Origin of the sequence: Cupriavidus laharis, assembly GCF_914271435.1 — a bacterium.
Taxonomy (GTDB): Bacteria; Pseudomonadota; Gammaproteobacteria; order Burkholderiales; family Burkholderiaceae; genus Cupriavidus; species Cupriavidus laharis.
On the sequence record NZ_CAJZAI010000004.1, the window covers coordinates 306,134 to 325,910 of the forward strand.

General features: G+C 59.1%; 15 protein-coding genes and 1 riboswitch. Of the genes, 7 read left to right on the forward strand and 8 right to left on the reverse strand.

Annotated features, from left to right (window positions below; genetic code table 11):
- The 4 genes from LDO29_RS11300 to LDO29_RS11315 all read left to right on the forward strand — a co-directional run bounded on the left by LDO29_RS11300 (position 1) and on the right by LDO29_RS11315 (position 3,396).
- Positions 1-834 carry an SIR2 family NAD-dependent protein deacylase gene (locus tag LDO29_RS11300; protein ID WP_224079869.1) on the forward strand — a complete coding sequence of 278 codons (834 nt, stop codon included), beginning with the start codon at positions 1-3 and terminating at the stop codon, positions 832-834.
- Positions 835-1,092: 258 nt separating this feature from the next.
- A complete protein-coding gene (locus LDO29_RS11305) occupies positions 1,093-2,388 on the forward strand; it encodes a hypothetical protein (protein WP_224079870.1) in 1,296 nt (431 codons plus the stop codon).
- A gap of 428 nt (positions 2,389-2,816) precedes the next feature.
- Positions 2,817-3,233 (forward strand): hypothetical protein, encoded by a 417-nt coding sequence (locus LDO29_RS11310; RefSeq protein WP_224079871.1) that lies wholly within the window; start codon positions 2,817-2,819, stop codon positions 3,231-3,233.
- 16 nt (positions 3,234-3,249) lie between these two features.
- Positions 3,250-3,396 carry a hypothetical protein gene (locus tag LDO29_RS11315; protein WP_224079872.1) on the forward strand — a complete coding sequence of 49 codons (147 nt, stop codon included), beginning with the start codon at positions 3,250-3,252 and terminating at the stop codon, positions 3,394-3,396.
- Between the two features lie 124 nt (positions 3,397-3,520).
- Here LDO29_RS11315 and LDO29_RS11320 read toward each other — a convergent pair whose 3' ends face one another.
- From LDO29_RS11320 to LDO29_RS11340, 5 genes are all read right to left on the reverse strand, one after another.
- Positions 3,521-3,859 carry a hypothetical protein gene (locus LDO29_RS11320; RefSeq protein ID WP_224079873.1) on the reverse strand — a complete coding sequence of 113 codons (339 nt, stop codon included), beginning with the start codon at positions 3,857-3,859 and terminating at the stop codon, positions 3,521-3,523.
- 152 nt (positions 3,860-4,011) lie between these two features.
- Positions 4,012-5,922, reverse strand: a complete 1,911-nt coding sequence (locus LDO29_RS11325; RefSeq protein ID WP_224079874.1) for a DUF262 domain-containing protein — start codon at positions 5,920-5,922, stop codon at positions 4,012-4,014.
- A 359-nt stretch (positions 5,923-6,281) separates the two neighbouring features.
- A complete protein-coding gene (locus LDO29_RS11330) occupies positions 6,282-7,283 on the reverse strand; it encodes an ADP-ribosylglycohydrolase family protein (protein WP_224079875.1) in 1,002 nt (333 codons plus the stop codon).
- A gap of 115 nt (positions 7,284-7,398) precedes the next feature.
- Positions 7,399-8,538 (reverse strand): methionine adenosyltransferase, encoded by a 1,140-nt coding sequence (gene metK / locus LDO29_RS11335; protein WP_224080045.1) that lies wholly within the window; start codon positions 8,536-8,538, stop codon positions 7,399-7,401.
- 129 nt (positions 8,539-8,667) lie between these two features.
- Positions 8,668-9,093 carry a DUF3293 domain-containing protein gene (locus tag LDO29_RS11340; RefSeq protein WP_396022656.1) on the reverse strand — a complete coding sequence of 142 codons (426 nt, stop codon included), beginning with the start codon at positions 9,091-9,093 and terminating at the stop codon, positions 8,668-8,670.
- A gap of 28 nt (positions 9,094-9,121) precedes the next feature.
- Positions 9,122-9,228: riboswitch (SAM-I-IV-variant riboswitch) on the reverse strand.
- A 111-nt stretch (positions 9,229-9,339) separates the two neighbouring features.
- On the opposite strand from LDO29_RS11340, the gene LDO29_RS11345 reads away from it, so the two are divergent.
- On the forward strand, positions 9,340-9,522 hold the full coding sequence (locus LDO29_RS11345; RefSeq protein ID WP_224079877.1) for a hypothetical protein: 183 nt from the start codon (positions 9,340-9,342) through the stop codon (positions 9,520-9,522).
- 11 nt (positions 9,523-9,533) lie between these two features.
- Here LDO29_RS11345 and LDO29_RS11350 read toward each other — a convergent pair whose 3' ends face one another.
- The 3 genes from LDO29_RS11350 to LDO29_RS11360 all read right to left on the reverse strand — a co-directional run bounded on the left by LDO29_RS11350 (position 9,534) and on the right by LDO29_RS11360 (position 15,595).
- Positions 9,534-11,438, reverse strand: a complete 1,905-nt coding sequence (locus tag LDO29_RS11350) for a tetratricopeptide repeat protein (RefSeq protein ID WP_224079878.1) — start codon at positions 11,436-11,438, stop codon at positions 9,534-9,536.
- Entirely contained in the window at positions 11,438-14,236 is a 2,799-nt protein-coding gene (locus LDO29_RS11355) for an ATP-dependent DNA helicase (RefSeq protein ID WP_224079879.1), read from the reverse strand. The genes LDO29_RS11350 and LDO29_RS11355 overlap by 1 nt, the downstream gene beginning before the upstream one ends.
- Before the next feature lie 384 nt (positions 14,237-14,620).
- A complete protein-coding gene (locus LDO29_RS11360) occupies positions 14,621-15,595 on the reverse strand; it encodes a tyrosine-type recombinase/integrase (RefSeq protein ID WP_224079880.1) in 975 nt (324 codons plus the stop codon).
- Between the two features lie 2,433 nt (positions 15,596-18,028).
- Between LDO29_RS11360 and LDO29_RS11365 the strand changes: the two genes are divergently transcribed.
- Both LDO29_RS11365 and LDO29_RS11370 read left to right on the forward strand, forming a co-directional pair.
- A complete protein-coding gene (locus LDO29_RS11365; RefSeq protein ID WP_224079881.1) occupies positions 18,029-18,751 on the forward strand; it encodes a phage integrase N-terminal domain-containing protein in 723 nt (240 codons plus the stop codon).
- Positions 18,752-19,287: 536 nt separating this feature from the next.
- Positions 19,288-19,674, forward strand: a complete 387-nt coding sequence (locus tag LDO29_RS11370; RefSeq protein ID WP_224079882.1) for a hypothetical protein — start codon at positions 19,288-19,290, stop codon at positions 19,672-19,674.
- Positions 19,675-19,777: the final 103 nt, after the last annotated feature.

Genomic DNA, 19,777 nt, shown 5'->3' on the forward strand with positions numbered 1-19,777 from the left:
ATGGCAGTGGAAGACAACGAACTTGAGACGGCGGCGGACTGGATTCGCTCCGCGCAGGCGATGATCGTGACGGCGGGGGCGGGGATGGGCGTCGATTCCGGCTTGCCCGATTTTCGCGGTCCCGAAGGATTCTGGAGCGCGTATCCGGCACTGAAGACGCAGGGGATGTGCTTCTACGATATCGCCTCGCCGCACCATTTTGAACAGGATACCGCGCGACTGGCCTGGGGATTCTATGGCCACCGGCTGGCGATGTATCGTGACGTCGTCCCGCATGCCGGTTTTGGCATCCTGCATAAATGGGCGAGCCGCATGTCGCAAGGCGCATGGGTATTTACGAGCAATGTCGATGGGCATTTCCAGCGCGGGGGCTTTGCCGCCGAACGCGTGCACGAATGCCATGGCTCCATCCATCGCCTGCAATGCGCGCGGCCATGCTGCGAAGCCACCTGGCCGGCCGACGCGTTTCAGCCGGTTGTCGATGCTGACACTTGCCTGCTCTTAAACGAGCTGCCCGTTTGCCCGGCGTGTGGCGGGGCAACACGGCCCAATATCCTGATGTTCGACGACCCTTCGTGGATCGACGGCCCATCGGCGGCGTCATGGGAGCGTCTGGATGCCTGGCGCCGAGCGGCCAAGGATGTGCTGGTGATAGAAATTGGCGCTGGTACCGATATTCCGACGGTGCGGCGCTTTGGGGAGCGCGTGGCCGGCAGATTCCTGCGTATCAATCCACGCCAATGGCGGGTCAGAGGCGGTCCGCGCTCGCTGGGGATCGAGGGCACGGCGCTCCATGTACTGCGGCAGATCGACCGGTTGGTTGGGGGGGAGTAGTGCGCGAAGAGAGCCGCTACCAAAGGGCCAGATTCGATCGATGTGCAGTGTGATCCAGCGACAAGAAAAAGGGAGTTTAGCGGTGGCCGTTGTCCGTGATTGGGTCGGGATCGTCGTAGGCCGGCGCGAAGATGGCGCATCGTTCCTTCCATCACGAGCGACAAGTCACGAACGACGGCGAACTGGCTAACTTGACCGTCTGGGCTACGCCGGGTGGATCAACCATCAAATTACCCAGAGACGAGGAATCTTTCTCATATGGATAGGCAGCAGTTTCTTCAAGACAAGGATGTAGAGCGTTTCGCCAATTGGATGGCTCGCCAGCTACCTTCGCTCCGTGTACACCTGAGAATCAAACGATCGCGCTTTGTACCCGCGCAAATCGACCAACAACTCATTGGCATCGAGGCCGTGCTGGCGCACTATGTCTGGCGCAAGAGCTGGAATGAAACGAAAGCGGAGACAGCCCAGTTTCGCAGTGACCTTCGCAGCGCATTGCTGGCACGTGATCAGGAGAGGCTGCTTGCGGTGTGCGCGGAGATCGTCCGCTGGGGTGGCGATCGCAATCCCAACCGCGGCACCATGCCCTTCCTCCGTGCGCAACAAGATTTAGCCGGATATCTTGATGTGTCCGCAAGCGCAATGTTGCTCGACTCTGCCGACACAACGCAGCTTGGCGCCGTGGAGCGAATGAACTCGATGCTAACAAAGGTTCATGCCTTCCTCGCTAAGGATGGCCTGCCGATCTACGATTCGCGGGTGGCAGCAGCGATTGCCGGGCTGCTTGAGTGCTACCGCCAATCGGAAGCCCGCGCGGACTGGACCGAAGTTCCGGGTGCCCTTTGCTTTCCGGCGCTCATGACGAGCCGTACTGTCTTCGATCTGAACCCGCATGCGCTCGGCCATGGGCTGATGGCGTACCGGACCGGCGTATGGGCGTCCTCCAAAGTCAGGCTGGGCTGGTTGCTACGCCGGGTACTTGAAAAAAATACAACGCTCTTTGAGGGCGAGGGGAGTTTGCAGGCGCGTATGCACGCGTTCGAAGCCAGCCTGTTTATGCTTGGTTACGACGTGGCTTGCCTTGGTAGCGATGACGGGGCGGCAGCAGAGAGTAATGGCCTCCCGCCGGCCCCTCGTCCGCGCCCACCACGGGGCAATCGAGTTTCCGAGAAGTGGAAGCTGGCTGAAGAGGCTGGTGTCCTGTCACAAGCAGGAACACTGACGAACCGCGTACCCTTCCGATACCTGGCGGATGAGGACGAGATCATCATTGAATATGCGGGGCGAAGGACTACGACCTACTTCACATTGCCCCAGGACCGGACCGATTCGCTTCCCCTCTTTCTATCTGAAGGGCCAATTGGCCTCGGCGCGGCGCAACAGCAGGGTGCTGGCGACGATCGGAGCCTCGGCAACTGGCTCCTTGTTGAAGGGTTGGCAGCGAGTCGCCAGTATGCTTCGCGAGTGGCAGCGGTGATGTGCCAGGAAGGGTTGCTCGCACAGACTGCTACCAACCCGCTAATGTTCGACGCACCGCCGCAGGTCGTTGACTAGAAACGAAAGACCCAGGCAACGGGGCTTGAGACACTTGAGCCTACCAAGCATGGTAACTCCGTCAGCACCTTCGGTGGCGCTGTCGCCGTTGTCGGCCCCCACTGCTCCAATTCCTTATCCGCGTCAAGAACGTTCCCCGGGGAGTGGCCGGCGCGACAACGTTGCGGCAACTCATGGCGGCGGGTGCATTTGCTGAAATCCCAAGACGGAGGGGCTGCGGGCCTAAGAGATTTCAGCGGTGGCCGTTGGGTGGAAACGGTGACTAGTCTTGTCGAACGGCCCGCCTTCGCGAGGGTACTGGGTGTTGTAGACCGCAAAGGGCGTATTCGAGGCCAGAAGCTTCTGCCGAACCTCTAGGATTTCCGCGGTGCAGAGCAGCGGTGAATTCTGAAAGATATGATCGCTGTTCGCATCTCAGGAAGACTGCCATGCCTCAAATGATCGAACATATCGACGCGATCGCCCGCCAGGTGGGACGCGACGTCCTGTATCTGACCTTCTTTGAAGACTCTGCGGGGGTTGCGGTCCGCGAGCACTGGACGGAGAACGCATCCCGCAAAGAGGTGGTCGCGTGGTTGGATGCCAACGAGTACACCTGGAAGAAATGTGGGGAGATCGCCAGTGATCACTGGATGGTCATGGGCTATCGCGGCACGATCTACATCGACACGGCGTACGATCGCGAAGACCCCGTCTATCTGAAGCTGGAACACTCTCTGGAGAGCCCGGACGGCACGCTTCGCCTGCCAAAGATGAGATTTTGGGCGCTGTCGATCGGGTTCGCGATGTGCAATGCCCACCAGGACGCCCCGGGCTACTGGGAAAAGCGGGCGGAGGATTTTTAACGGGAGGGACTAAGATATGGAATCCGATAACAGCGATGACTGGGTCGACCCGGAACTCGCCCAGAAAATTCTTGAAGCGGACCGCACTGGTGATTGGTCGGAAGATATGACGGCGGAGGAGCTCCTGGCCAAGATCGAGAAGATGGGGCAGACGATCCATTAGGACTCCCGACCGACAATTTTTCCGGTTGCGACGTCACCCCGGAAAAACTCTTGCTGTCCTGCGACAGCAAGAGTTTTCGGAAGATTTAAAGGTGAGAAAATTTAGGTATGAGTGATCATTTGAATTAGATAAGACCAAGCGCAAACAAGACGGGAACAGTGATTCTGCCGGTAAATTTGAATAGGGTACTGCCGTTTGGCTTTTTCAATTCAGTAGCCGAATATTTGAAGAGAGTGCTGCCATTGGGAGCTTTAATTTCGCTGCCAGTGTATTTGTAGATGGTATGCCCGTTCGGTTCTTTAATTTCGTCACCAGTGAATTTGTAGAGGGTGGAGCCGTTAGGGCTCTTGATCTCGTTGTTCGTGATTTTAAAAATCGTCCTTCCGTTCGGCTCCTTGATTTCGGAGCCAGTGAACTTGTAGACGGTGTGGCCATTGGGTTCTTTGATTTCTGAATCGGCCATGCTCTGCCTTTGCGGGTGTCGGGAAATCTAGTTGAAGAAGGTCGCGCTCGTCTTTTCATCGAAGCGGAGCACGGAGCCGAGAGGTTCCGTCGTGCTCGCTTCGTAGGCTGCGACATTCACGAATTCTGATCTGTGTAAATTGTAGTGCCACATTATCCGATACTAGATTTAGGGAGTGCCGGCCAAATTTGTGCAAGTTGCTCGTAAAGGTAGGTTGTACGCTTTTCAATCGCCTCTTCATCCCAGTCCTCGGCATCCTTCTCATGGAAATACTGGGTCAGATTGAGTTTGCTGAACTTCAGAAGTTCTGGCCGCTTGGTTGTCCAGGCGGAATTTGAAAGTGCCGGGTTCAGGCTGCCTGTAATCAGCGTTAGATTTCCCAATGTGTTGATTAGGCGCCCCCGCCGCTGGACGGCCTGTTGCTCTTTGATGGGATCATTCTTGGCAGTTTCAGAATCGATCTTGTGCTTATCCGCTAGAGGCCAGTGCGTCTGCCATGTCTGCGGCATGACGTGCTCAATAGTCAAGCCAGAAGGCAACGGCTGCACCTCGCTCTTCGACGTATGGGCTATTTCGTCGAGTGCCTCCAGAACAGCTCGAACCTTGTACTGTGCCAACCGCCCGTAAAGCGGCAAATCTGTGATGGCAGCCTCAAAAGACTTGTCGTCCGGATAGCGGGTGCTGTCTGCAAGACTTTTTCCCATGTGTTCGGCCACTGCGTCTGCTGTAAGAGCGCCCTTTCGGTCCAGCGCACGAATCAAGTCGACGAAGTAGCGGTTGTAGTTCTTGCCAGTCAGATTGCAGACCATACGCCGCATCAGGTAAGACTCGATGAGCACCAGGATCTTGTCGAATTCCTCGATTCTTCCTGGCACCAACTCAGCATGCGCGTAGAGCAGAAACGGAAACACGGTCGTTGTATCCACAGCCTCCAGTCGCCGCAAGAACGTCGATAAGCGCTTGTGCTTCTCGGGCTCATAAAAGGTCTTGAAGACTTTTGCGTATCGGGAAAGCTGTGCAATATGCTCGGCCGCTGTCTTCGGTACATTCAGAAGCGACCCTACATTGGATGCAGATTGCTCAGCGAAGGCCTTGAATGCATTAAATAGATGCGATGCCTTCACCTCGTCGCGGGTCATCATCGCAAGGTAGTGGTTGATGAAGACGTCAATACGGGGGCGGGTAATCCGCCCCTGCTTTACTTCACTACGCCACCAAGCCGTCTCAAACCATTGCCAATGATCGCCGTAGAGCTTTTCAACGTTTTCGCCGTCGGATGCGGCGCGCCGAAAGAGGAAGTTCTTTATCAAGTCAGCGGGCAGCAGGTCCTCGCCCCTGGCGTTTAGCGTCTCAAAGATGACTTGTGTTTCATCGTTCTTGTCGAGGTCGATCACAACTACCTGGAGACAATCCTTGACGACGTGCCAAAGGGAATCGAATCGGTCGCCGATGGCTTTGCCGGACAGCACGTCTGCATCCTCGTCATCGTCTAGTTTCCCGTCAAGCCAGTTCGAAAGCTGCGAATGGAAAAACCGGTAGCCACCGATGATGTTGTTTGACCCATCGACCAACTCGGCGCGTAGCTTAATTGCTTTGTCGACATTGGCGGGCGAGCCAGCCTCATGAACTAAGCGGAATGCGGCTCGGTTGCTGTTTGTCGGCCACACCTTGAATGCTTCGTCGTCGTTGTCAATCTTGCTACGACGATTCGCCACTAGATCAGTGAAGCGCTCAATGTACTTGGCATTACCGTGCACAGTAGCCAAATCACGCGCAGCCATCAGAAACAACTGAAGCGTAGTGAACCGCTGCTGGCCATCGATGACCTGGCGGCTCTCAATGGAGCCTGTTGAGTTCGCGAGTTGCTCCAAAACGACAGCACCGAGAAAGTGTGGGTGCACCTTCCCTCCACGCAAATGCTTGTCAAGTAGTGACTGGATATCCTCCCAGAGCGGCTCCCAGTTCGCCTCTTGAGTCCAGACGTATGGGCGCTGAAACAACGGCACTTGGTAGGTGATAGTCTGATCGAAAATTCGTTCCAGCTTGCGAGTATTGGCTTCCATGCTCTTGTATTTGTCGTCTGCAAAAATACATGGTGGTGTTGCTCGCTCCACCTTGCTTACTTTTCATTTGCATCAAATCTGCAGATGCGCTTGTCCGCAGCCAGCACGCTATTGCGCTGGCGCTTTCAGGAGCGTACGGTGGGAAAATTTTCACACCGGCGCTATCGAAACTCTAACTGAAGAAGAAGACTCTTGCGCTATCCATAGCGACCAGCGCAATTCCACCGCACGAGCCAAATAACTGCATGCCATCCGAGTTGACCGTGGCAGTCGTCCCGCGAAATGGCGGGTTCTCACGCGCCCGTCTTCTTGCCACGTGCTCCTACAAATAGCTCAAAACCAAACGTTCGGAAATGCCGTCAGATGCTTCTGCGCCCAATTTCCGGAGCCTCTACTGCTAAGGCAGAAATCAACGGTTCAACGACGTCATAACCACGAAGTTGTTCAAGCCACCGCTTGGGAATTCCGCCGAGTCCAAAGCGGATGCCAGCCAAGCCGCCGGCAACACAGGCGGTAGTGTCCGTATCATTCCCAAACAAGACTGCCGTCCTAACAGCATCCTCGAACGTCGACTCCTCGAGCGCGCGCCGCGCCGACCAGAGCGTGTCGAGCACATAACCGGTGCCGCGAGGCACATCATGCGTCGGGAAGCCTCGCAGGACGTCCAGCTCGCGCAAAAACTCGCCACGCCCTTGAGCGTCGGGCAACGCCGTATAGACCGTCTCGAGCCGACTGTCTGCGGATGCCCACGGGTCCGCCAGGCCGCCCAGATAGCCCCTGGCGACCAGACAATAGTAAGCGCACGCGACCTGTGAGCGCGGGTGGGCGTGCGTGGGCAGCGATTGCAGGTGAGCCTCGCGAACGAGGGCCGAGTCGGTCCCAGCATGCAGAAGGGCCAAGGGCAGACAGCGCATCAGACTGCCGTTGCCATTGTCCATGACATCGCGCCCACCCGATTCACGCGGCGACGCGCCGTCGCGCAGATTGTCCAGCGCGTCGGCAGTCTGGATGCCGACATCGAAGACCCGCCCGTCAATGGCCAGATAGCCACGGTCCAGCCAGAGCAGCAGCCGGTCGGCGAAATCAACGAGCGAAAGCTTGCCGTGTTCGACCAGCGTGGCCAGCAGACACAATGCCTGCGCACCGTCGTCTGACCAGGTGCCTGCTGGCACCCCGGAGTGCGCGCGATGAAACCCAGCCGGCGGCTGCATTTCGATTGACTCGCGCGCTGGCAACTGCGCCGCCGAGTGAAACTCATATGGTACGCCAAGCGCATCACCCACCAGCAAGCCCACCAGCCCCCCCAGCGTGGCATGGGCAGGATGCTGCTGTGCCAACCCCAAAAATCCATCATGGCTCATTCGATATCCCCTTTCGACGGTTCTTCCTTGCGACATCCGCCTCGCCAGCGATTGCGCCCCAGCTTTTACACGCATGGCCCGTAGGCGTGGCAGCGCTGTCGCGCACCTCATCCCATCACTGTTCCCAAGGCAGGCTGACATCCCCGCGGCCGAAATGTCCGTAGGCCGCGGTCGGATAGTAGATGGGGCGCCGCAGGTCCAGTGTTTCGATGATGCCTTGCGGCCGCAGATCGAACTCGCGCGCAAGCTCGACGGCGAGATCACGTTTCTGATCCGTCTCGGTCCCATACGTTTCGACCAGGAAGCTGACCGGCTTTGCCTCGCCGATGGCATAGGCGAGTTGCACCAGCGCGCGCCGCGCCCAGCCACGCGTCACCACTTGCCTGGCCAGGTACCGCGTCATATAGGCCGCCGAGCGGTCGACCTTGGAGGGGTCCTTCCCCGAGAACGCGCCGCCGCCGTGGGGCGCTGCACCCCCATAGGTGTCGACGATGATCTTACGTCCGGTCAACCCGGCATCTCCCTTGGGTCCCCCGGTGACGAAGCGCCCCGTCGGGTTGATCAGGCAGCGCAGCCCATTGGCACGCAAGTGCGCCGGAATCACTGGTTCGATCACGTGCTCCAGCACGGCAGCGCGCAGCGCTTCCAGCCCGATACCCGCTTCATGCTGCGTGGAGAGCACTACAGCCTCTATCTGCGTGGGACGCCCGTCGACGTAGCGGAAGCTGACCTGCGACTTGGCATCTGGCTGAAGCCAGGGCAAGACGCCCTGCTGGCGCAGTTCGGCCTGGCGCCGCACAAGCTGGTGCGCATAGACGATCGGCGCCGGCATCAGCTCTGGCGTTTCGTCGGTGGCATAGCCGAACATCAACCCTTGGTCCCCTGCGCCCAAGATGCCGTCGGCACGATCCACACCCTGGTTGATGTCCTGCGACTGGCCATTGAAGCGGATCTGGACTTCACAGTGCTCCGGATCGATGCCGGTTTCGGCATCCCGGTAGCCGCTCTCGCGCAGTACGTCACGCACCAGAGCATCGGCGGAGGCGCGCACTGCATCGAAGTCATCCTGGCATCGCGTCTTGAATTCACCGGCAACAATCACGCACTGGTCCGCGAGCAGCGTCTCACAAGCGACGCGTGCGTGGGGATCGCGCGCGAGGAAGGCATCGAGGATGCGGTCGGAGATGCGGTCGGCGAGCTTGTCCGGGTGTCCTGCGGAGACCGATTCCGAGGAAAACAGGCCGTTGCGAATCATCATGGATTTCTCCTGTTTAGCCGCTTTTGACGAGGGCGTCAGGGGGCGGCAAGCTGGAACAAATCCCCCCGGTCCCTTTCCCGTGCGGGGCGGCGGACTTACCGTTTTTCCATCCAGGTTTGTCTGGGTTTATCGCAGCAGGATCAACTGGGGCACAGCATCGGCGCCGCACCAGACGATGGCATTCTGGCCAAGCTGCGCGCCCAAGGCCTTGGCCTCGTTCAGGCTCAGGCCAAGCACCAGGAAGCTTGCTTCGCCCCAATCATTGGTGGGATGCTGTCCGATACCATCGATGTGGCGCAGGCCGCGTTGCCGCAGGGCCTCAGCCATGGCCCGCTGCAGCTCGGCATTTCGGGCCGGCTCCTGTTCCACACTGAAGGGATTGCACGCCGTGATGTAGGCGCTGTTGGTCACGTCAGCCGCATCGTGCAAGGCAGCCAAGACTGTATTCGCCTCGCCCACCTTCAAGGTAGTCGGCGCGCTGCCATGTACGTGGTAATGCGTCTCCAGGTAAGCCTGAATGACGTCTTGAGGAATCGCCGAGTCAGAAAGCAAAAAACCCTCCATGCATGGAGGGCCGACGCTTTACCCGCTTGGTTGCTCCGTCAGGAGCCACATCCGCTTTCGCGATCCACCTTGCCCGGGGGGGCAGGTTGGCTTGGGCGTCGACCCCAATTCGAAATGTTGGGCGATTTAATCACACACTGCGCCGGTAGGTCAAGCGCTACATCTTACGCCGAGTAGGTCCCATACCGGGGGCTTATGCGGTCATTGCGCGGCCGCTCTCCGGCCGAGCGCGACATGCTGCGCTTCGTCGCCGTCACGGCTCCTTCCGTCCATCAAATGGTGCTCAACCTCGAACGCAATGGATTGATCCGTCGCCCAGCAGGCATCGCTCGCACCATCGAACTGCTCATTGACCACAACTGCTTGCCTGTCCTACAACCCAGCCAGACTGTCAAAACCTCGGTGCAGCGGTACTAGGCTTTCACAGCTCAGGGCATTGCCGAGACGCTGATCGCCTTCCAGCCCCACTGCTTGCGCTTTTTGTTGAAGTTCAGCAGTGCCAATCCAGACACCATGCCGCCGTCCGTGACGCCGGAAGTCTTCATCAGATCCGGCGGAATGAAAATATCGTTGTCGGTAAAGCCCATACTGCCGCTGGCGCGAACAGTGCTTTCAAAGGGCTTTAGCACCGCGGCGTCAGGCGGCTCGCTGGTGGGCTCCGCCGACAGGATTCGATATCGCTCCCCTTGCTTCGACATGTAGATGGCCAGCCTGACCGCCACCGTCTCACCAACGTGAATCGGGCCTGCCAGTGCGGAGAGTGGGAGCACTCCATCGACATCACGCGCTACGATGACGTGGGCTACCTGTTTGTCTTCATTGATATGGTCGATCACGCCGACCTGGGCCGGAACGACATCCCAGTTCGCGCCGGGCCTTCGCTCGATCTTGTAGAGGTGGAACTTGTCGCCCGTTTCGAATTCGCCCTTGAGTTGGACTGGTTCGCCGGGGCTGGCGTTGCGGAACGGGAGTTCCGAATCGCGGATCGAGATCTCCCGTGGCGTGGCGCCGCCCGAATCCATGAACATCCGTCGCCGCGTGCGGGTCTTGCCTTCCGCCGTGCTAACGGTGAAGCGCTCGCCGATTACCGCGGGAATCCATGGCATGTCACGGAGCAGTAAGGCTTCGGCGTCGGCTGCACGGGCCCTGTGGTAGTCCCGGTTCGATTCTGCGGGCCCCGTGTCGGCATACCACGACTGCGTGGCGATCTGGGAGGCGGCATCCGGTAGCTTCTGGCCCGATTCCATGCGAAAGGCGATCACACGCTCCACCTCCCACTTCGCCCGAGCCAACTCTCCCGCCGCGATTAGTGCCTCGGCAAGTTTGAGGCGGAGCTTGCCGAGGAATGTCTCATCGTCGGAGCATGTCAGGCCCTTGCAGTAGCAGGCGAGCGCAGCAGCCGGATTGGAAGGCGCGCAGACGTCGCCCAACAGCTCCCATGCCCAGTACTCGCCCGGCTTGGCCTTGGTCACCAGCACGGCGAATTGCAGGGCTTCGTCATAGCGTCCGAGCGCTAGCAGGGCCTTGGCCTTCGCGTGCTTGAGCCAGAGGTTGTCAGGGTAGCGTACGATGGCGTCGTCAAGGTAAGGCCGGAGATAGTCCAGGTCATCAGCTTTACGTGATGCGATCACGGCCTTGGCGGCCAGGCGAATGACCTTTTCCGCAAGCGCGGGATAGGACTTGCCGTCCTCGGCACGAAAACGCTCGAAATCGTCGCTGCGCAAGGCGTCGAGGTTCCACAGCCGGGAAAAAGCGAGCATGTTCAGGCTGTCTTGCCCGGCCAGTTGGGTCGCCTGCTGGAGCATGCAACTATGCAGGAGCGCTGGCTTCTCGACGTTTAGCTTCAGGTACTCGCTGAGATTGCGCTTGATCAGTCCAATATTGGTCGGTTCCTGTGTCAACAACTGCCTGCCATGTCGGTAGAGCTCCCAGCCCAGCGCGGTCTGGAGACCGACATCGCCGGGTTGGGCGGCCAACGCCTCGTGATACTTCTCAACTGCTTGCGCATGGGCACCGATCTGGCTCAGGGCTTTCGCTTCCGCCCGCAGCCGCCCGTCCGGCCGGCATAGCGAGAGCGCATAGTCGCGCTGCCCGGAGAGGATCTCATTCTTCGAGGAAGGGGTGATGCGTTCGAGTCGAACTCGGTATTCTTCGAGCGGCACGGTATTGCCCGCGCGAGCCTCGCGCTTGATCAGGTCGATCAGGCACCACGCCAGGGCGCTCTGCTCCCACTCGCCGGCACCAGGTTCCTTCACCAGTTGCAGCGCCAGTTCGTATGCTTCGTCCAGTTGGCCCTGCTTGCGCTTGGCGAAGACCTCGTTGCTGTCGGCCATCAGCTCATGCCCTCGGTGAGCAGCCGTTCCACCTCTGCGACCAGCGGGCCCGGTGTGCAGGCGTTGGCCACTGCCTGGCAGCGGGTGAAGCGCTCCTTACTGTTGTACCAGATGTCATAGACCGCCTGCTCGCCCCCCCTGACAAAGCTGTAGCGCTGACACCAGGGCAAGGCCCGGACGCTCGGAATCTGCATGCCTTGCGTAACTGCAAGGCTGGTAAGGCGCTGGTGGAAGGCATCCAGGAATGGCTTCTCGAACTCGATCGGTAGCGATGGCGCGGTCGTACCGATGACGATTGGCCCCCCCTGGAGCGGCGCAAGGCGCTCCAGCAGCCAGCCGCTGAACTCGCCGACCGGAAGTCCCAGCAGCGCGGTGACGCGCTCTTTGCTGTCATAGCCGACATTGATCCGTGCCGTCTCGTTGCCGCGCCTGAAAAAATACGCCTCCTGGTACTGGTTATGGCGGATGTCTTCAATGCTCACGTCGCTGCCGGCGAGCAGCGCTTGCACGCGGTGCAGTACCGCGTGCAGAAACGTCTGCGCCGGCGGAATGCCGAATCGCGCTATCGTGGTTTCGTCAGGCTCCGCCGCAGGCGCAGGTGGCGTCGATGGCGCTTCGGGTGACGTGGACGGGATACCGGGTGTGTTCACAACCCTGATCCCGCTGCCGAGCTTCAGTCGGGGCGGATCGAGCAGATACAGGCAGGATGCGCTGCGTGTGATGGCTGTGTAGAACCAGCGGAAGTAGTCGGCAGACAACTGGCTATGGTGGGTCCGACACTTGACGAACACATGGTTCCACTCGCTACCCTGGGCCTTGTGGCAGGTGATGGCATAGCCGAACTTTAGTCGCAGAGCGTTGAAATACGGGTCGCCCCTCAGGGCGTCCCGAAACTCTTGGCTGCCCCGTGGCAAGTGCGAATGACGCATGCAGAAGTCGATGTACAGCGCCTTGTTCTGGTCAGAATCGGGGGCGGGCTGGTCGCTGTACAGCAAATCCTCCAAGATCCTCGCGGCGAAGAAATGCGATTGGTCATCCAGGTCGCGGAAGCCAATCACGATTTCACGGAAGCGAAGCGGTACCTCTATTGCTTCCACATGGCGGCTCTGGGAATTCCTGCGCCTGAGCGTGACGGTCCGGCATTCCGGTTCGCCACGCACCTCGCGTACCAGTCCGAAGTCGCCATTCGAGATGAACATGCCGTAGGCATTGCTGTTGCTGACCGCCATCACCTTGTCGCCGCGCATAAGCTCCATGCAGCCTGGGAAAAAGTGATCCCGGATCCTACGGTTGAACGCCGCCACATCGGCATTCGACCCGGCAATCACGATGGACTCGCCATTGATCCGGCCGCCGCAGGACTCCAGGTAGGCAGCCGTCCAGTCCGCCTGATCGATTTCGCGGACATCCGGAGTACCTAGGTCCACCTCGAGCTGGTTGAATATGCCAGCCTTCAGGCTGTCACGCAGTGCCAGCGAATTGCGCATGACGCCGCTGCCCGCCTTTTGTCGTACGACTTCAGTAAGCTCATAGCTGGTGGCGCGCACGCCGTGCTCGCGAAGCAGATAATCGGCATTGAGGGCGGGCGAGAAATTCATGCCAACGGGCGGCAACTGCGCGTCGTCGCCGATAAAAATCACCTTCTTGCGGTGGTCGTTATGGTCGAGGTTGACGTACTTGAGGAAATCTCGAAGCAGGTAACCGCTGCCGAAGCGGAAGAACTCGGCCTCCTGGTATATGTCGGCCAGCATCGACGCTTCGTCGACGATGAACACGGTATCCGCCGACATCTCGTTGACATTTAGTTGTGCATAGAACTTGTATGTCTCACTGCCATCGAGCTCTTCCTCGCGATACTCTCGGATGTCGTGGAGCGAGTAGATGGTCTTGTGGATAGTGTAGGCCGGCGACTGTGTCTTCCGGGCTATCACCTTCGAAGCCTTGCCGGTAGGCGCTGCCAGCACGTAGTTGCGGCCGATGGCGCGAAAATACTCCGTCAGGCCCTTGGTGATGAACGTCTTCCCGGTGCCGGCGTAGCCCTTGAGTAGGAAAACGTGGTGTTCACGCCCGAGCAGGAATTCGCCGAGCCTCGCGACTAGGGTGGTCTGGCCGTCGGTCAGCGAAGTGTTTGCGAAGGCGTCCTGCAGGTTCGCGAGCTGACTCGTCTTCTCCGGCTCGAGGTCAATGCGGGCCGCGGCGCGCGACGAAGCTTCCCGGAACTGTGTCAGCTTCAGGTCATCCAGCGCCCGCTGCAGGACTGACAATTCGTTCAGCGCTGTTCGCTCGGACGCCTCCAGTCGCGCCAGTTCCGCCTTGGCCTCCGCGAGCTGCGCAGCCATGTCCGCCGCCGCGTGCGGCGGTGGTGGCTCGTGTTGGGTATTCGGTGGAGCTACGAAGTCCGGGTAAGTCGCCGCGCCTTCGCTGGGCGCGAGCGTCCCATGCAGCCACCGGCCAACCAGATAGGCCTCCTTCAGCAGTGCCAGCGCCTGCCCGCTGGCAAGCGAACCGCCGTGGGCCGCCTTGTTCCCCAGCATTCGAATGGCATGTAGCTTGGCGATGACATCTGCGTCGACGTTCGTCCGGAAGGGCTCCGCATTGAGCTGTTCGAACAGGCCGTGTGACAGCCCGGCCGGCAGTTGCATCTCGCGGTACAAGATTCCGACTACAGCCTCGACAAAACAGCGCAGCCTGACCGCTGCAGCTTCCGGATTGGCATAGACATGGCGCTCGGCAGCGCCTGCATGCTCGCAAAGCTGTGGCCACCGCGCCGTGAGGGCGGAGAAATTTGTCGACGGCATATTCTATTTTTAGACATTCTGGCCAATGCGATGAATTTGCCAGGATTTGATACGGTAGTTTGCCAGATTTTGGGGGCATGAATGTGACGTCCCCCATTTGGGGGGAACGAAAGGAGTAGGCGCATAGGTGGAGAAGCCGGATGGCTTGCGGCAACAAATTAGATGGCATGCATCGTCGCCGCGACTCCACGCTGATGCTGCTCGGGAAGGCCGTCAATTGCTTCGGCACTGACTGATTCCGATGTGAGAGCTTTGGGGAATTTCTTGCTGATTGCTAGGGCTGTACAAGCCAAGCCAAGCCGACCTGCTCGCCTGAGGCCGGAAATGTCGAGTCGAAAGTCTGCGAAACGATGGCGTGGCTGCCATGGGCAGTCTGGCCGTGGCTCAATACTCGACTTTTAGGCTCGGCGAATTCGCGGGGCGGTGATGCCGCCGGTCGTAGAGTCGTGTCGTGGAAATATTCGCGTGGCCAAGCCACGTTTGAACTTCCGCCAAGTCGGCCCCATGCTCTAGGGCGCAAGTCGCGGCGGTGGTCCTGAGGCCATGTACGCCGAGGCCGGGCACTGAGAGGCCGGCCAGGGCTGCCGAAGCTTGAACGATCTTGTAGACCCCATCGGGGGTGAGAGGCGCACCTGTGGCGCGCAAGGACTGGAACAAGGGCGCAGCAGGGGTGCCGCCGTGGTCGGCAATTTTCAGGTAGGCGGACACGCGCTCGGCTGCCGTCGGGTGCAGTACCAGGTAACGCAGCTTGCCACCTTTGCCGCGGACACGAAGATGGAGTACCCCGTGGCGGGGAAGGATGTCCTGCAGCCGCAAGGCGCATAGCTCCGCTCGTCGCAGTCCGTGGTAGAGCAGTATGGCAAGTAGCGCGCGGTCGCGCTGGCCCTTCAGAGTCCCAGTGCGCGGCGCGTCGAGTAGGGCGCGAGCCTCGTGCTCCGATAGCGCCGGGGTCTTGCCCTCAGCGCTGTCAACCTTGGGGCGACGGACCCCTCGGACTGGGTTGCTCGCGGCAGCGTGATGGTCGCACAGGTAATCGAAGAGCGAAGAGAGGGCCGCGAGCTTGCGACGGATCGTGGCGCCGGACAGCAAACGGTCCTCGAGCGAGGTGCGCCACGCCAGGACGTGGGCGCGCGTGATAAGCCGGAAGTCCTCAGCTCGCGCGATGCCCGCATAGGCCATGAATTCACCTAGGTCTAGCCGATAGGCGCGGCGCGTCCGGGCGTTGCTCAGGTTGGCGAACCACTCGGCAGTAGCCGGCGCAGCGGCGAGCGTATCGAACTGGGCAGGGGTAAGTCGCTGACTAATGGCAGGAAGTAATGGTGCCGGCGGTACGGGTGAAGGCAGCAGGGCGTCGGGCATGTTTCAATTCTCGGGGGGGATGCCGTGCGGAGAACGGGCGTTCCCGCTTGTCGGATTGTGGGCACTGTAGTCACCGCCGCCCTGGATGCAAGTAATTGTCTGTGTCACAGATCAGCCCGGAGCCGAGCGGTGCGCTCTGATGGTAGGCATTGCCTATGGGCTGCAGAATCAGGCGGGTTCAACGGACAAACCCAGGAGTCATTCAACCGTGTGGCGCTCTTCAACCTGCTGGGGCAGCGCGGCAACTCGGGCGTGGTGTGCGTCACGCTCGAGCTAGATCACTGGATTGCCGGCATGCGGTACACGGTGCGGAGCCGGGGCTATTGATAACAGCTTTTATCAATAGTGGAGGGGCACGGGCCAGTGCGGCGGGCAGGGGAGCGGCAGGCGCAAAAGCGTCCACGCGGGGCCGGCGCGGGTGCATCGCGGCCGCCGGGAATCGCTTTGACGAGGCGCGCAGCGGGCAGGTGGCGTTGGGGAGCGTGGCGGGGCGGAGGGTGCGCGTGGCGCGCTATCCCTAGGACACACTGTGGCGTCGCGTATCGCGTCCTGGCAGCGCGGGTGCCGTGGCGACCGGAAGGCGCTTCGGGGTCATGCAGTCGCCGTTAAGTGATCGCTTCTAGGCGGCGACAACCATCGCGCGCGTTTGAGTGCTTATTGGGGCACTTTTCGCCAGGAGGGCGGACTTATCGCGGGCGCAGCCTGGTCGGCAGAGAGCTGGGATTTCCCCCACCGCTGATCGAATCGCCTCGGGCCCAATTAATATCTTTCGATTCATTCTATTTTCGATGCATTAATGCCTGCCTCCTAAGGCGGCCAGTGCGTGCGCCCTTTGCATATCGAGCTCAATGGTCGTGTAAATTGGCATCCGCGAAGCAGCAACTGGAAACTCGCCGGGTGCCGGAGGGCGGCAATCGCATGGAGGGTGATTTGAGCGCCTCTGGTGGGGTGGGGTGGGCCACCCTGCAGGGGTGTCGGAAAAAGCGCTCAGCGGCCCTCTGGTGCGATTTACTGGGCACTGATCATCGGCGGCTTAGGTCGGCGTGGCACTGATTCGTCGGGTGCAATCGAAAATGTATCACAAAATGCTCATCCGAACCGGACGGTTAGCTTGGTGGAGAACCCGCTATTTCGGGGCGCTCGTTTATTGTGATGCCGTCGGCAAGGGATTATGGATTTGAAGAATGCGCGATGCGGTTATTCAGCCGCGTTGCGGGAAATCAGTAGTTGAGGTTGGCACTGCATGAGGGGATTTTGAAATGACTGTGAAGGATTGTCTGCGGACCAGGCGGTCGGCCGTGTCGCCTGGGCAGTGGTAGCCCACATCAGGCTGTCAGCAAAGCCCCGCACTGCGCTTGACGGTTCGCGCGTAAACAAAGACAACAACGTTACGTCTTTTTTATAGAACTTAAAACCTTGTAAACCGTTATGGGAGGGTGATTGTCATTGTAAATCAATCGGTTAGGTCGTTTTCATGTGCCATCCTTAGTAGGGTTGTGTGCCATCGTTAATAGCAACGGTGCCAACGTTAGTAGCGTCAAGTGCCATCCTTAATGAAATGTGCCATCGTTAGTAGCGTGTTGTGCCATCGTTAGTGCACGGTGGCACTTTTCGCTCCAAGGAGGAAATGCGGCTGCCATTGCCTGGGTAAATATCGATATCTGTCAATGACTTGCGAGAGAAAATGGCTGTGGATAACTTTCATCGTCTCTGATCGGGGCAACTTAACGATGGCACATTTGGCTACTAAATATGGCACGGTAGAGGGAGGGTTATCGGGCGGGCGGTGAGGCTGGGTGGGAGGCATAGGCTACGGCACATGAAGCGGAGGGGAACTGGATGTGTGGTTCTCGACACGCTTGCTTGACCCCAGCACCGTGTTGCACCGAGCAGGACAATGCGATGCCTCAGGGCCCGTCAAGCGCCGGGCGTCCAAGCCCGCGGGCGCAAGCGCATCGCGAGTCCCCGATTAGCGCGTTCACGCGTAATCCAGGCGGCGAGATGGCCGTGCCCGGCGCCGCCAGGACCAGCGAAGCAGATCGCGCGTTGGGGAGGGCGGTCTGTCGGGTAGGGGGAGTCTCCGCCGCCCCGGATGCAATGCCTTCACTGAATGACAACGCAGCCTAGAGCCAGGTCGGACGCCGGACGAAGGCGTTGCTCACGGGACTGAGGAATGCGCGCTCAAACACCATTGAGAGCATCGTCGAGGCCAGCACTCAATGCGATCGTTTTGGCGAAAAGTGGCCCTGAACGGCCCTTCATGGCATGTAGCCTCGTCTGAGATTTCGGGTTGACCCACCAACATTGCAGAGAAACAATCCATCAATCTAAATGCATGGATGGGATGGTGTTTCTGTGAGACGGGGTTCACTCAGTGGTGCGGAAATTGACGGCATCAAAGAACGGTCAAAGCATCAAGCGTTGACGAGGACGGTGCAGGACGTCATCGATGTCTGCAATCGGTTGGCTGTGAGGCATGGTAAGGCTGTGAATGCACAGACGCGAGCGACCCGGCAGCAGTCCATTCAAAAAATCTTTAAAGATCTCGTGCGTCGAACCGAGTTCGAGTTGATTGATCCATTCAATTTGACGCAGGAGCACATCGTAGCGCTCGTCGATGTCTGGCTGCGGGATGGCCTATCAGCAAGAACAATCGTCTCCAATCTGTCGTCACTTAGGATCTTCTGTCGCTGGGTCGGCAAAGCAGATTTGGTCAAGAGTCCGGAGGAATACGTCGCGGATGCGGCGCGGGTGCGGGTGGTTCGGGCAACGCCGCGCGATACGTCGGATCTGAGAAATATCGAAATATTCGATGAGAAGTTGAATAGGGTGATGGATTACGATGAGCGGGTTGGTCACCAACTTTTGGCGATTCGTGCTTTCGGATTGAAGGTTGATGAGGCGATCTGTTTCAAGCCGCACCTGGTGGGCGAGGATGGTGGGCTTCGCTTAATGCGGGGAAGCACGGCAGGACGATCCCTGGTCATACCGCTGGATACGGAGGATCGCCGCAGGGCTCTCGTTCTGCTGAAAGAGTTCGCGAGCCGTAACAAGGCGCGTGGTGGCATTGCTGATAAGTTGAAAAGTCGAGAGGCGCAGAAGAAGCGCTTCCATTATGTCCTTAGTAAGTGCAGTATCACTCTTCGGGAACTGTAGCGGCCCCATCGGAACTTTTCCTGGGAACTTCGTGACGATCTGTTCTTGCACCTTCGTAGTCGAAGCGAGTGGGGAAGTTGCGCGCAACGTGCCATGGCGGATGCGGAATGACCTGTCATTTGTGGCGAAGGTTGGCTATAGTCTGTAAGGAAAGTAAAACCAATCAACCGTAGTTCTGATATTAAGCCAACGGATAGTGCAATACCGCGCCAAATCCGCGCCACGCAACCGTCGTCGTCTCCCATTGGCGGCACGCCCGCGGAACTTGGCGCTTGCGTGTCAAGCGCATTGTCGCTCAACTCCTGACGATGCTGCGTCGGGGAGCGGCGTCGCGACCCCAAACTGCAGTTCGGGTCTGGGAGATAGCATGTGCGGGGTTCGCTTCGAGAAGGTTCTGCAAGTGTTCAGGCCATGGTTTTGATGATGCTGATTCTGCCAAAATGGCCAGGCGGTGGTCCTAAGTCGCAGTCTGTCACCCTCCCGGAGTGATGCGAACAGTGAATGACTACTGTTTAATCTAAGTATGTGGAGTCGATATGTTTGGCTTGTTTGGGAAGAGAAAATCAGAAACCGCATTGGATGAATTTATCAGGTTAGTTTACGGTGATCCGCCGCCCGCCAAGCGAGCAAAGCTCGCCGAAGCGATTGAGCTTGCTCGAGAACTCCTGATGGAGGTTGTAAGCGTGCGGGAGATTGCCATCACGGCTACGGAGCTTAATAGCGGGCCCATACCGTATTCGACGCACGACTTAGCGATATCCACAGCACTGAACTATTTCAAGCGCGAGGAATGGATTCCTCGCCTTAGTACAGCTCAGCTTTCGGCAAGGATTGTGGTCCTCGGCTGGCTGCAGGAAGGGAAAGTGGCCCCTTTGTTAGTCCAGAGCTTCGAAGATACTCTCTATAGGCTTTATAAGCGCTGATATGGGGGTAACTCGGGTCTCGGCCTCCGGCACCTTCTCATGCTCCTAGGAGATGCGCTGGTACGGCTAGGCGTGCATTATGATCGCTGATAATCGGAATTCG

Excerpts from the sequence above, each read along its gene's own strand:
- LDO29_RS11300 (WP_224079869.1), top strand. The coding sequence starts at position 1 with ATGGCAGTGGAAGACAACGAACTTGAGACGGCGGCGGACTGGATTCGC.
- LDO29_RS11305 (WP_224079870.1), top strand. The coding sequence starts at position 1,093 with ATGGATAGGCAGCAGTTTCTTCAAGACAAGGATGTAGAGCGTTTCGCC.
- LDO29_RS11310 (WP_224079871.1), top strand. The coding sequence starts at position 2,817 with ATGCCTCAAATGATCGAACATATCGACGCGATCGCCCGCCAGGTGGGA.
- LDO29_RS11315 (WP_224079872.1), top strand. The coding sequence starts at position 3,250 with ATGGAATCCGATAACAGCGATGACTGGGTCGACCCGGAACTCGCCCAG.
- LDO29_RS11320 (WP_224079873.1), bottom strand. The coding sequence starts at position 3,859 with ATGGCCGATTCAGAAATCAAAGAACCCAATGGCCACACCGTCTACAAG.
- LDO29_RS11325 (WP_224079874.1), bottom strand. The coding sequence starts at position 5,922 with ATGGAAGCCAATACTCGCAAGCTGGAACGAATTTTCGATCAGACTATC.
- LDO29_RS11330 (WP_224079875.1), bottom strand. The coding sequence starts at position 7,283 with ATGAGCCATGATGGATTTTTGGGGTTGGCACAGCAGCATCCTGCCCAT.
- metK (WP_224080045.1), bottom strand. The coding sequence starts at position 8,538 with ATGATTCGCAACGGCCTGTTTTCCTCGGAATCGGTCTCCGCAGGACAC.
- LDO29_RS11345 (WP_224079877.1), top strand. The coding sequence starts at position 9,340 with ATGCTGCGCTTCGTCGCCGTCACGGCTCCTTCCGTCCATCAAATGGTG.
- LDO29_RS11350 (WP_224079878.1), bottom strand. The coding sequence starts at position 11,438 with ATGGCCGACAGCAACGAGGTCTTCGCCAAGCGCAAGCAGGGCCAACTG.
- LDO29_RS11355 (WP_224079879.1), bottom strand. The coding sequence starts at position 14,236 with ATGCCGTCGACAAATTTCTCCGCCCTCACGGCGCGGTGGCCACAGCTT.
- LDO29_RS11360 (WP_224079880.1), bottom strand. The coding sequence starts at position 15,595 with ATGCCCGACGCCCTGCTGCCTTCACCCGTACCGCCGGCACCATTACTT.
- LDO29_RS11370 (WP_224079882.1), top strand. The coding sequence starts at position 19,288 with ATGTTTGGCTTGTTTGGGAAGAGAAAATCAGAAACCGCATTGGATGAA.